Annotated in this window: 13 protein-coding genes; 6 read left to right on the plus strand and 7 right to left on the minus strand. The window is 61.2% G+C overall.

Annotated elements, in window-relative coordinates:
• Positions 1-23: 23 nt before the first annotated feature.
• Both DMX12_RS09390 and DMX12_RS09395 read left to right on the plus strand, forming a co-directional pair.
• Positions 24-1,031, plus strand: a complete 1,008-nt coding sequence (locus DMX12_RS09390; RefSeq protein WP_110677200.1) for a zinc-binding alcohol dehydrogenase family protein — start codon at positions 24-26, stop codon at positions 1,029-1,031.
• Positions 1,032-1,170: 139 nt separating this feature from the next.
• A complete protein-coding gene (locus tag DMX12_RS09395; RefSeq protein ID WP_009685514.1) occupies positions 1,171-2,028 on the plus strand; it encodes an SDR family oxidoreductase in 858 nt (285 codons plus the stop codon).
• Between the two features lie 28 nt (positions 2,029-2,056).
• Here the strand turns inward: DMX12_RS09395 and DMX12_RS09400 are convergent, their stop codons facing one another.
• Together DMX12_RS09400 and DMX12_RS09405 are read right to left on the minus strand one after the other, a co-directional pair.
• Positions 2,057-4,129 carry a PAS domain-containing sensor histidine kinase gene (locus DMX12_RS09400; RefSeq protein WP_177411258.1) on the minus strand — a complete coding sequence of 691 codons (2,073 nt, stop codon included), beginning with the start codon at positions 4,127-4,129 and terminating at the stop codon, positions 2,057-2,059.
• Positions 4,130-4,335: 206 nt separating this feature from the next.
• On the minus strand, positions 4,336-5,934 hold the full coding sequence (locus DMX12_RS09405) for a histidine kinase famiy protein (RefSeq protein ID WP_110677304.1): 1,599 nt from the start codon (positions 5,932-5,934) through the stop codon (positions 4,336-4,338).
• 212 nt (positions 5,935-6,146) lie between these two features.
• Between DMX12_RS09405 and DMX12_RS09410 the strand changes: the two genes are divergently transcribed.
• Positions 6,147-7,370 carry a zinc-dependent alcohol dehydrogenase gene (locus DMX12_RS09410; protein WP_110677202.1) on the plus strand — a complete coding sequence of 408 codons (1,224 nt, stop codon included), beginning with the start codon at positions 6,147-6,149 and terminating at the stop codon, positions 7,368-7,370.
• A 27-nt stretch (positions 7,371-7,397) separates the two neighbouring features.
• Here DMX12_RS09410 and DMX12_RS09415 read toward each other — a convergent pair whose 3' ends face one another.
• From DMX12_RS09415 to DMX12_RS09420, 3 genes are all read right to left on the minus strand, one after another.
• Positions 7,398-7,922 (minus strand): hypothetical protein, encoded by a 525-nt coding sequence (locus DMX12_RS09415; protein WP_110677204.1) that lies wholly within the window; start codon positions 7,920-7,922, stop codon positions 7,398-7,400.
• Between the two features lie 59 nt (positions 7,923-7,981).
• The gene (locus DMX12_RS29470; RefSeq protein WP_177411259.1) at positions 7,982-8,140 is read right to left on the minus strand and encodes a hypothetical protein; all 159 of its coding nucleotides are present in this window, start codon (positions 8,138-8,140) and stop codon (positions 7,982-7,984) included.
• A 119-nt stretch (positions 8,141-8,259) separates the two neighbouring features.
• Complete coding sequence (locus DMX12_RS09420; RefSeq protein WP_009685521.1) at positions 8,260-8,556, minus strand: DUF6555 family protein; 297 nt, start codon at positions 8,554-8,556, stop codon at positions 8,260-8,262.
• A gap of 188 nt (positions 8,557-8,744) precedes the next feature.
• Between DMX12_RS09420 and DMX12_RS09425 the strand changes: the two genes are divergently transcribed.
• On the plus strand, positions 8,745-9,209 hold the full coding sequence (locus DMX12_RS09425; RefSeq protein WP_009685522.1) for a hemerythrin domain-containing protein: 465 nt from the start codon (positions 8,745-8,747) through the stop codon (positions 9,207-9,209).
• 41 nt (positions 9,210-9,250) lie between these two features.
• Here DMX12_RS09425 and DMX12_RS09430 read toward each other — a convergent pair whose 3' ends face one another.
• Positions 9,251-10,360, minus strand: coding sequence for a Gfo/Idh/MocA family protein (locus tag DMX12_RS09430; RefSeq protein ID WP_110677206.1), 1,110 nt, complete (start codon positions 10,358-10,360; stop codon positions 9,251-9,253).
• Positions 10,361-10,498: 138 nt separating this feature from the next.
• Positions 10,499-10,723, minus strand: coding sequence for a hypothetical protein (locus tag DMX12_RS09435; RefSeq protein WP_110677208.1), 225 nt, complete (start codon positions 10,721-10,723; stop codon positions 10,499-10,501).
• Between the two features lie 193 nt (positions 10,724-10,916).
• Between DMX12_RS09435 and DMX12_RS29280 the strand changes: the two genes are divergently transcribed.
• Entirely contained in the window at positions 10,917-11,066 is a 150-nt protein-coding gene (locus tag DMX12_RS29280; RefSeq protein WP_156089064.1) for a hypothetical protein, read from the plus strand.
• Positions 11,067-11,157: 91 nt separating this feature from the next.
• Positions 11,158-11,499 carry a hypothetical protein gene (locus DMX12_RS09440; RefSeq protein WP_110677210.1) on the plus strand — a complete coding sequence of 114 codons (342 nt, stop codon included), beginning with the start codon at positions 11,158-11,160 and terminating at the stop codon, positions 11,497-11,499.
• The last annotated feature ends 75 nt before the right edge of the window (positions 11,500-11,574 follow it).

Consider the following 11,574-nt stretch of genomic DNA (forward strand, 5'->3'; position numbering starts at 1 on the left):
TTCCCAGCCTCTGGATACAACCCATGAAAGCCGTCGTCTATACCCAACCCGGTTTGCCCATTCAGGACCCACAATCGCTCTACGACACAGAATTGCCCCCGCCCCAGGCGGGTGCCAGGGATCTGCTGGTCGAGGTCAAGGCCATTGCGGTAAACCCGGTCGATACGAAAATACGGGCAAGCCGTGGCGGCCAACAGCCACAGGTGCTCGGCTGGGACGCTGTAGGGGTTGTGCGCGAGGTGGGCCCTGAAGTGACGTTGTTCCGGCCCGGCGACGAAGTGTTCTACGCCGGCGCCATCGACCGCCCGGGCAGCTACAGCGAGCTGCATGTAGTTGACGAGCGTATCGTCGGGCACAAGCCCCGTAGTCTGAATAACGCTGATGCTGCGGCGTTGCCGTTGACCTCCATCACCGCCTGGGAATTGCTGTTTGACCGCCTGGGCATCGCAGAGCAGGCTGGCCAAGGGCAAAGCCTGCTGGTGGTCGGCGCTGCCGGCGGGGTGGGCTCCATCCTGATCCAGCTTGCCAGCAAGCTTACGCAATTGACGGTGATCGGTACCGCCTCCAGGGCTGAAAGCCAACAGTGGATCGAGGAACTGGGTGCGGATCATGTCATCGACCACACCCGGCCGATCGCCGCTCAGCTTGCAGCGCATGAACTCGAGTGCGTGGATTATGTGATCAGCCTGACGCACACCGATACCTACCTGGACCAGTTGGTAGAAGTGCTTCGCCCACAAGGCAAGCTGGCGCTGATCGACGATCCGGCGCAGCTGGATGTGGTGCCCCTCAAGCGCAAGTCACTGTCGCTGCACTGGGAGCTCATGTTCACCCGCTCGCTGTACCAGACCGACGACATGATCAAGCAACATCATCTGCTCGAACGCGTCTCCAGCCTGGTCGACAAGGGCGTGCTGCGGACAACCCTGGGCGAGCACTTCGGTGCAATCAATGCCGAGAACCTCCGGCGTGCGCACGCTGTCATCGAGAGCGGCAAGGCCCGGGGCAAGATCGTGCTGGAAAGCTTCTGACCGGAGCGCGAAGCAATCGCGCCTTGGTTCACGAGCAGGGGTGGCACCGCTCGTCGCTTCCTCGGCGCATTGGAACCAACGCGCAGGTACCAGCCTCCTCGAACCGGTATGAGCATTCTCAACTGCAGGAGCTTTTACCATGCGCGACTACCCTACCCCGCCGTTCCCGTCTCAACCGCAGAGCGTTCCTGGTACGCAGCGCAAGATGGAGCCATACCCGGATTGCGGCGAGCAGTCCTATACCGGCCATGGCCGGCTTGCAGGCAAGATCGCCCTGATTACAGGGGCCGACAGTGGCATCGGCCGGGCGGTGGCCATCGCTTATGCCCGGGAAGGTGCAGATGTTGCCATCAGCTACCTCGACGAGCATGAGGATGCGCAGGAAACCGCACGCTGGGTCGAGGCGGCAGGCCGTCAATGCCTGCTGCTGCCTGGTGACCTGGCGCACAAGCAACACTGCCAGGCCATCGTGGCCAAGACCGTCGAGCGGTTTGGCCGCATCGATGTCCTGGTGAACAATGCCGCGTTCCAGATGGCCCACGAAACCCTGGAGGAAATTGACGATGATGAATGGGTGAAAACCTTCGATATCAACATCACCGCCATTTTCCGCATTTGCAAGGCGGCGTTGCCTTCCATGCCCAAGGGCAGCTCGATCATCAATACCAGTTCGGTGAACTCCGACGACCCCTCCCCCAGCTTGCTGCCGTATGCGGCGACCAAAGGTGCCATCGCCAACTTCACGGCCGGCCTGGCGCAGTTGCTGGGCAAAAAGGGCATTCGCGTGAACAGCGTAGCTCCGGGGCCCATCTGGACCCCGTTGATTCCGGCGACCATGCCCGACGAGGCGGTCCGGAACTTCGGCTCCGGCTACCCCATGGGGCGCCCTGGGCAACCCGTCGAGGTTGCGCCGATCTACGTGCTGCTGGCATCTGACGAAGCCAGCTACATCAGCGGGTCGCGCTATGCCGTGACAGGTGGTAAACCGATTCTTTGAGGGCAGAGCCGCCCTGCCAACCCCGGCATTATCGTTCGGGCTGCGCGCCCAGCATCGCATGTACCCTGGCCACCAGCTCGTCTACGGCGAAAGGCTTGGTCAGTAAAGCCGATGGGTCGCGCAGGAGCTCGTGCTCGAACAATCCCGGGTTGGTGAAACCCGTCATGAAGATAACGGGCAGCGCCTTGCGAATCTGGCGGCTGGACGACGCCATCTGAAGACCGTCAATGCGGCCAGGCAGCCCGACATCCGTTACCAGCAAATCGATGCGCGTGTCGGAAGACAACAGCTGCAAGCCAGCCTGGCTATCAGCCGCCTCGATGACCGTACACCCCAAACCACCGAGCACATCACTGACGAACAGGCGCACGGAGGGTTCATCGTCAACGACCAGTACAGTACGGTCAGACCACCGGCCACACAGGCCATGCTCGAGTGCTGCGCGGCCCGCCAACTGCGGCTGGCCCCTCTCTGCCGGCAGGGACAATTCAACCCGCGTCCCTACCCCCTCCTCAGAACTGATCCTTACCTGGCCACCCGACTGCTTGGCAAAACCGTAGACCATCGACAAGCCCAGCCCAGTGCCTTCGCCTATCGACTTGGTGGTGAAGAACGGCTCGCACGCCTTGGCGAGCGTATCTGCACACATGCCCATGCCGTTGTCGGTGACGCTGATGGTCAGATACTCGCCTGGCTGCAGTTCGGTATCCAGCCCAGGGCCTGCCTCCAAGGTATGGTTGGCTGTGGCGATCGTGATCGTGCCAGGCTTCTGCGCCAGGGCATCGCGGGCATTGATGCAAAGGTTCAACAGGGAGTTTTCGACCTGTACCGGATCAACCAGGCACGTGGCCAACTGCGCGTTCAGATTGACCTTGAGGGCAATCGACGGTCCGACCGTGCGGCTGATAAGGTCCTTCAGACCCTCGACCAGCTCATTGACATCGGTGCGCACGGGCAGCAACGGCTGCCGACGGGAAAACGCCAGTAACCGGTGGGTCAACGCTGCGGCCTTCTGCGCCGCCCGGTGCGCGACTTCGAGGTAGCGCTCAACGTCTGCAGTGCGCCCAGCCTTGCCGCGCATCCGGGCAAGGTCAAGGCTGCCAATGATGCCTGCCAGCAGGTTGTTGAAATCGTGGGCGATGCCACCAGTGAGCTGACCGATGGCTTCCATTTTTTGCGCCTGGCGCAGTGCCTCCTGCGCCGCCTCACGCTCGGCAACCGCTTCGCTGACCCGCTTTTCCAGCGTGCGGTTCAGCTCCAGCAGTTCAGCTTCCGCCTGCTTGCGCCCGGAAACGTCAATCGATGAGCCGATCAGGCCGATGATCTGCCCGGCTTCATCGACCAGCGGGGCCTTGACTGACAACCAGGTGGTTGCCGAGCCATCGGGCATGTCGACCCGCTCTTCAACCTGCACGGTCTTGCCGCTGCCCATCACCAGCCGATCCGTTTCCATCACCTGGCGCGCCTGGTCCTTGTCTTCCAGAAATTCCAGGTCGGTCTTGCCCAGGTAGAATTCGGGCGGTTTGCCAATCAGCTGCGTCGCGCCGTGGTTGGCAATCAGCATCCTGCCGTCGAGATCCTTGGCGTAGACCACACCCGGCACGGCGGCCGTGAATGTGCGCAACAGCGCCGAGACCCGATCGCGTTCCGCTTCGGCGGCCCTGCGCGCTTCGATGTCCATGAGCACACCCGGGAACCGCACGGCTCGCCCGCTATGGTCCAGCTCGGCATGGCCGTTGGCTTCGATCCAGTGGTAGACACCGTCCTCGTTACGCACGCGGTATTCACAGCGAAACGCGCCGCCGTTGGCCACTGCCCGCTGGATATCCTGATGCACCCGCTCACGGTCATCGGGGTAAATCGCCGAAAACGCTTCAGCCAAGGGGATACCGGCCTGACACTGCTGCGCAGGAATGCCGAACGAACGGGAGAAACGCTCGTCTGCAGTGACCCGATCGTTGGGAATATCCCAGACCCAGGTACCGACAATAGCGGCTGCCTCCAGCACAAGTCGCAATTTTTCCGAGGAATCATCTGCAATAGAGAGTAATTCAGAACGGGTATTCAATGCCGACGGTGCGGCAACCCCCTCTTTATTCATGATCCACCTCTGTGGGAGCGTCATAATCCTGGCAATGTCGGCAGCCGCTGCTCACCGACATGTGACGCTGGTACAGGTCACGGACCAGGCTGTAGACGAAGGTGTACAGAGCCTATGACCCTAGCGCAAGTGTTGGACCACAAGCAGGGGCAAACAATTCAATAACTTGCAAGGGCTTGCTCAGTCGTGCAGCCGCTGACCGCGGCTCAGGTGACGCCGGTAGGCCCATCCAGCACCTGCCTGACCCGCCGAGCCAGGTCATGGGGCTGGCAAGGCTTGGATATCACCTCGAACTCCGAGCCGCCGATGTCGGTGCGCTCGATCGAATTTTCAGCATAGCCAGTGGTGAGCAATACCTTGATCTGCGGTTGCAGCCTGCGCACCTCCCGGGCAAGCATGACGCCGTTCATGCCGCCTGGCATGATCAGGTCGGTGAACAACAGGTCGTACCGCTCGCCAGCCTGGATAAGCTTCAACGCTTCCCGCGCATTGAGCACCATGTCGGCAGCGTAGCCGTAGTCCTCGAGCACCATTTTTGCCAGCTCTGCCACATCCGGGCGGTCTTCCACGATGAGGATACGCTCTGAGCCCCCACCGCGTTCGGCGGTCTTCACGGCGGGCTGCTGGACGACCTTGGCGTCGTCGACGGGGAAGTACAGGCGCAGGGTCGTGCCTTCCCCCTCTTCGGTGTAGATGCGCGCAGCACCCCCGGATTGCCTGGCGAAGCCGTAGACCATCGACAGGCCCAGCCCCGAGCCCTTGCCCTCTTCCTTGGTGGTGAAAAACGGGTCCATGACGCGGTCACGGATGCTGGCCGGCATGCCTATACCATTGTCGGTCACGGACAGGCTGACATAGTTGCCGGGCAAAAGGCCGTCGAAGGAATGGTTGATGTCGGTGACCAGCACATTGCGGGTTTCAATGAACACGTGCGGGCGCTTGCGCCCTATCAGCGCGTCGCGCGCGTTCATGAAGATATTGAGCAGTGCCACTTCGGCCTGCGTGGGGTCGATGCGGCAATTGCGCAGGTCGGCCTCGAAGTCGAATTCCACCAGAACATCGGCGCCGAAGGTCCGCTCCATCATGGGCCGCAGGTCCTCGACCAGGTGGTTGAGGTTGAGCACGCGCCCATGCAGTTTCTGCTTGCGGGCGAAGGCCAGCAACTGCTTGGTCAGCGTGCTGGCGCGCTCCACCGCCGTCTGCGCGTGCCCCACACTGCGGCGGATGCGATTGAGGTCGACCTGAGTCTTGTCAGCCTCATTGGCGATCAGCCCCAGGTACCCACCCATCACCTGCAACAGGTTGTTGAAATCGTGGGCGATACCGCCTGTGAGCTGGCCCAGCGCCTCCATTTTCTGGGCCTGGCGCAAGGCGTCCTCGGCATCGCGACGGCGGCTGACGTCCAGTTGCGAGGCAAAGTGATAGATCAGGTCGCCGCGCTCATTGAAGATCGGCGAGATGAACAGCGCGTTCCAGAAGCTGGAGCCATCCTTGCGATAATTGAGAATTTCCGTGGCGATATCCACACGCTGTTCGATGCTAGCGCGCAAGGTTGCGACCACCTCGGTATCGGTTTCCGGGCCTTGCAGGAACCGGCAATTGCGCCCGAGGATCTCTGCCAGCTCATAGCCGGTCATGTCGAGGAACGCCCGGTTGGCGAAAATGATGGGGTTATCGTCACGGTTGGGATCGGTGACGATCATGGGCATCCGCGTGGTTTCCACGGCCGCGAAGAACATGTCGTGGGGCAGCTCGGAAATATCCCCTGAAGCCTGGTTACTGACGCGGGCCTTTTTACTGCTCACGGAAAACTCCTCGATCATTACCGATGCAGGTCCAATCTGGACAACAACAGCGGGCAGATTGCTCAATGCAGACAGCAGCGCTGCCAGGCCTGCGCTGCCGGCGCATGTGGCCCACCGAATTTGCCAATGAATTGCCGTTTCTGAACGTTGCCGACTTGCCGAGTTCCCCGGCATGGACCATCTTGAAAGCAGCCACCGCAGGAGTCGTATCCATGAGAGCACTGACTTACCACGGGCCACAGGACGTTCGCGTCGACAATGTTCCGGATCCCATCCTCGAGCACGACGACGACGTCATCTTGCGAGTCACCGCCACAGCCATTTGCGGTTCTGATTTGCACCTGTACCACGGCAGGATCCCGGAGACCAAACCTGGCGACATTTTCGGCCACGAATTCATGGGCATCGTCGAAGAAACCGGGCGCGGGGTTACCCACTTGAAGGTCGGTGACCGCGTGGTAATCCCGTTCGTGATCGCCTGTGGTAGCTGCTTCTTCTGCCAGCTCGACCAGTTCGCCGCCTGCGAAACCACCAACCGAGGCCGCGGCGCCATCGTCAACAACAAAAGCATCCCACCCGGCGCCGCCTTGTTCGGTTACAGCCACCTCTACGGTGGCGTGCCCGGCGGCCAGGCCGAGTATGTGCGCGTGCCGAAAGCCAATGTCGGCCCGTTCAAGGTGCCGACAGCGCTGCCCGACGACAAGGTGTTGTTCCTCTCCGATATCCTGCCCACCGCCTGGCAGGCGGTTACCAACGCCCAGGTGGGCCAGGGTTCGACGCTGGCGATCTACGGTGCCGGGCCGGTCGGGCTGCTGAGTGCCGCCTGTGCGCGGATGCTGGGTGCCCAGACCATCTTCATGGTCGATGCCAACCGGCACCGCCTGGCCTTCGCCCACGACGCCTATGGCGTAGTGCCGATCAATATCGAGGACGACGACCAACCGGCCGACAGCATCATCCGCCTCACCCCGGGTATGCGTGGGGTAGATGCCGTGATTGACGCGGTGGGTTTCGAAGCCAAAGGCAGTACCGCCGAAGCAGTGTTGACCGCACTGAAGATCGAGGGCAGTAACGGCAAGGCGCTGCGCCAGAGCATTGCCGCCGTACGCCGCGGGGGCATCGTGAGTGTGCCGGGGGTATACGCCGGGCACGTACACGGGTTCATGTTCGGCGATGCCTTCGACAAAGGCCTGACCTTCAAGATGGGCCAGACCCATGTGCAGAAGTTCCTGCCCGAACTGCTCACCTGTATCGAGAACGGGCGCCTGCAACCCGAACTCATCGTGACCCATCGCTTGCCCCTCGAGGAGGCGGCCTTCGCCTATAAGATGTTCGATCAGAAGAGCCACGACTGCCGCAAGGTCATACTGGTTCCAGGTGCTGCGCCAAGTAACCTGGCCGCGAGCGTTGGCACAGGGTTACCACGCTATCGTTGAGGCGAGGTCTGCTACCGGCGGCGTTGCTCAGGCCAGCTGGATGAACACCGCATAGGCACCCAGGATCAGCCAGAACACCAGGAATATCCACGGTGTACGCAGCGAGAACAACAGCGACTTACGGTGTCCGGCCTGTGATGTTTCCGTCTCACTGAACAGAGGCGACTCGTCATAGGCCAGGCCCATCAACGGCTCGCTGCGCAGCAAATGGCTCTGTTTGAGTTGCCAGTGCTCGATGATGCGATAGGCCGCATGGATACCGGGCCAGGCATTGAGCGAGCTGAGTATGCCAAGCAGGGCCAGAAACGGCGGCACCACCAGGGTGAACATTTCGCCCCAGCTCTGGTTGAGGTTACCCATCGATGACACGAACGCGATGACCAGAAATGACTGTGCGGCCAGGTAGGCGTCGGTGCGGTTGGCAAGAATACTGGTCTCATACTGGATTTCACCGCGATAGAAATCCAGCCGCTCCTTGGGTGAGCCGAACATATGGGCGTTGTGCGCGCTGACCTCATGCTCCGGCGTGGTGGGGGTTATGATGCGCGGCACAGGTCGGCTCCTGATGGGTGAGATCTGATGAACCCTAGCGGTTGCAAGCACGCCCAGCCTCAGGCGCCGTGCTCACCCTGCTCGCGCGCTTCCTTCTGGGCGGTGGAGTCATGCGAAGTGCCCCCGGAGCCATCCGGGCGCTGGGCATCGTTGTCGCGCTCCTGCTCGCCGGTGGTTTCGGCCTGCTCGGTGGCTTTGTCCTTCTCTGACGCTGTCATGGTGCGTATCCTCTGCTGTGTGGTGGTAATTGGGGCTAGTAACATGAATCTGTAGCCCCCGACGAAGTTCAGCGGGTCTTGCCAAAGCAGGATCAACGGCAGGCGGCGTGCAGGCGGTATCAGCTTTTGCCCGGCCCGCCATTCGAGAACTTCTTCACATCAATGGGCTGGGCAACGAACTCCGGGCCATCCCCCGACGCGCGCCAGCGCACATTCCCGATGCCATAGCGCTCAGCCATGGGGCGGCTGACCTTCTTGATCGTGTGCTGGCCAAAGCGGGGAATGATTCCTACGCCTGCATCACAGCTCGCCCAGTGCCAGGCCTCGGCGTTGTCCATACGCCCCAAGCGGATGATGAAGGTGCGGAATTCACCGTGAAGCTCATACTCGATCACATACAACTGCTGCCCTGCCATTGGACTCTCCTCCATCGATTCAAGCTAATGGAGTGAACCGACGCTAGAAAATTCAGAAATTTTTGACCACTTGGTCATTCCCCTGCTCAGTACGCCGGTTCGCTGATCAACCGCATTGAACCTTGCCGCTTGGCGCTGGCTCAACACTTCGCGACCGTGACCTTTTTCCCGCCTATGAGGGGTACCACATGAACGCAATCGAACTGTTGATCCAGGACCACCAGTTGGTGAAGAAACTGCTCGAAGAACTGTCCTCGACCACCGAGCGCGCGGTAAAGAAGCGTGCCGAGCTGCTTGCACGGATCAAGCAGGAAGTCGACATCCACACGGCCCTGGAAGAAGAGATCCTGTACCCGGCGATCAAGCAGGCCGGCGGCAAGGAAGAGGCCAAGATGTATTACGAGGCCAAAGAGGAACACCGCACTGTCGACTCGCTGGTCATCCCGGACTTGCTGCACACCGAAACCGGCACTGTAGAGTTCGCCGGCAGGGTCAAAGTGATGAAGGAGCTGCTCGAACACCATATTGAGGAGGAAGAAAGCGAGCTGTTCCCCACTGCCCGTAAGCTGTTGGGCAAGCAGGAGCTGGAGGAAATGGGGCTGGCCATGGAGGCGCAGAAGAAATTGCTCAAGGAAGAGCAGCGAGCGGCCTGACCTTGGCCTGCGCGCCCTCCTCGGGCGCGCAGCCACCGGCTTTATTCAGTAGGCGATTCAGTGTTGATCATCGGTGCCGCCTCTGCCAGCGCAAAGGCCCGGCGCTGCTCACGCCGACGTGCAAACGCACGCGCAGGCAACGGCTCCAGGCATTGTGGCTGGCCAGTCAGCAAGGCGCGCTCGATTGCCGCCACCACCCGCACGTCGCGCCAGCCTTCCTCACCGTCAGGTTCCGGCATTTCGTTGCGCAGGATGCAGTCGGAGAAATAAGCGGTCTCCCCGGCAAACTGGTCGACAATCGGGTTGACGTGCACACGCGTTTCGCCACCGATCGTGGCACGGTAACTGATAGCGACCCCTTCCCCGTAGCCGAAGCAGGGCGAAGCTTCGATCTCGCCTTCTGTACCCAACAGCTGGAAGCGTTCGGTGTCTGGCAACGTGTAGCTGACGGTGAACTGCGCCAGCCGCTCTTCGGGAAAGCGCAGGCTGACAGTGACCGTGTCCCAGGTTTGCAGGATGCTGCCCGGCGAGTGGACCCCCACTGCGCTGACTTCGATCGGTTCGGCATTGAACAACTGGCGGACCATGTTCAGCGGATAAGGGCCCATGTCGGGCACCGGCCCGGCAGCAAAACCGTTCTGTGCCCGGTGGTTGCCAGGTTTGACCCTTTGGGTGAAGGTCGAGGTAAACAACCGCGGGTCGCCGAAATGGCCAGCATGCACACGCTCGATCATGTCCAGCGTGCCAGGCTCGCAGTGCAAGCGGTAGGCGATCATCAGCTTTGCCCCCGAGCGCTTCGCCGCCTCGATCATCGCTTTGCAATCCGCCTCGCTGGTGCCCATCGGCTTTTCCAGCAGCACATGGATACCGGCCTCCAGTGCGGGGATCACAAACTCGCGATGGCGAAAATTAGGTGTAGCAACATACACCGCGTCCACCTCACCGGCGCTTAACAGCGTCGCATACTCCTCGTAGGCATAGGCTTTGAGCCCATATTGGGCGGCCAGGTGAGTGGCCTTCTGCGCATCGCCGGTGACCAGTGCAGTGATTACCGAGTTGTCGGTCTGGCCGATGCCGGGCATGAACGCGCCTTGTGAAATCGAACCACCGGCCACTACGCCATAGCGGATCTTGCCTGCTGCGGTAGGCATTGAGCTGTTCCTTTTCATCGGGATGGTTGAGCGCTTGAGTCATCAATTCGGGCGAGCCGATGGGTGGAGAAAATCCTGATATCGGCCTGCCCCAGGGCTGGATACGTGGTTCTGATCAGAACCGTGACGTGCGTTTGATCATTCGCGCAGCTTTCCATCGACCTGCGCCAACTGCCGCTTGATGGCCTCGGTTTCTGCTTCCTGCTCTTTGATGGACGTGGGCGTAATCACCTTGTCTACCGCCTCGGTCTTGGGGTCGGGTTTCTCAAGCACAGGGCCAGGCACCTGCTCGCCACGTTGTGCCTCTTCCGAGGAAACGGGGCGTGGAACCTTGTCGCCGGTATTGCCATCGGTGTGTTTCATGAGTTTCTCCTCAGCTACGTCAGGTGTATTCAGAAGAGCATGCAGGCTGGCAAAAGTTTGATTTGCCTTCCCTCAAGGCCCAGTGCCGGCGTTGCCGAGTGGTCAGTTCGTGTACCCCTGGGCGGATTGAATGGAACGGTCAACGCGGCCACACCGCCTAACGCCATACCCACTCACCCACAGGAGAACCACCATGATCGACCCTTCTCATCCCGACCCCTATGTTGACGAGATACCCCACAACCCCGGCGAGCCGGTACTCGAACCCGAACCCGAGCCACCGAAGCAGGCGCCCGATTGGCCGGAAGACCAGGTTCCGCCTGAGGAACAGTCCGACGGTTGAACCCAGCGTTGCGCCATCCGTCGGCAGCAAAGCACGGGAGGTGCGCTGACCAGGACCAAATAAAGGTGATCAACCTCGATGGAGACTCACCATGAAGACTTACAAGCCCCACACGCTGTTTTTGGCGCTATGCCTTGGAGCCAGTGCGCCGCTGGCCCTGGCCGCCACCGACACGAACGACCAGCGTGCCCCTGCTACCCACACGGATGACAGCGGCCACATGAACGGCAACGGCGGCGCTACCGGGTCCGGCACACCAAGCGATGGCATGGGTACCGGGGCCGGCGGTACCGACAGCAATGACACGGATAAAACAGGTGGAGATGGCACCACCCAGGGCTCGGGTAGTGGCGGGACAGGGAACGGCCCCGGAACGGGTCAGGGTGGCGGATCTGGCACAGGTGGCAGCGGCGGGAATGGCGCCGGTGGTTGAGCCAGCCAGCCCTAGCGCGGTATATGCCCACTCGGGTGGCCCGCGCGCACTCACTTGAAACTTTACCGCCAGCTG

Origin of the sequence: Pseudomonas sp. MB-090624 (assembly GCF_003205245.1) — a bacterium.
GTDB classification, from domain to species: domain Bacteria; phylum Pseudomonadota; class Gammaproteobacteria; order Pseudomonadales; family Pseudomonadaceae; genus Aquipseudomonas; species Aquipseudomonas juntendi.